The following is a 255-nucleotide window of genomic DNA, read 5'->3' as shown; positions in this document are numbered from 1 at the left end:
CCTTCCGGCACCGGGCAGGCGTCACACCGTATACGTCCACTTTCGTGTTTGCACAGTGCTGTGTTTTTAATAAACAGTTGCAGCCAGCTGGTATCTTCGACTGGCCTCGGCTCCGGGAGCAAGTCCCCTCACCTACGCGCCAGCGTGCCTTCTCCCGAAGTTACGGCACCATTTTGCCTAGTTCCTTCACCCGAGTTCTCTCAAGCGCCTTGGTATTCTCTACCTGACCACCTGTGTCGGTTTGGGGTACGATTT

The 255-nt window shown here is 55.7% G+C and carries 1 rRNA gene; it reads right to left on the bottom strand.

Features of this window, described 5'->3' with window-relative positions:
• A 23S ribosomal RNA gene (locus C1Y42_RS23310) occupies positions 1-255 on the bottom strand; the annotation flags it as partial.

The sequence above is a fragment of the Pantoea sp. ICBG 985 genome (assembly GCF_002928365.1).
GTDB lineage: Bacteria > Pseudomonadota > Gammaproteobacteria > Enterobacterales > Enterobacteriaceae > Pantoea > Pantoea dispersa.
This window is presented reverse-complemented; position numbering and strand designations above follow the sequence as displayed.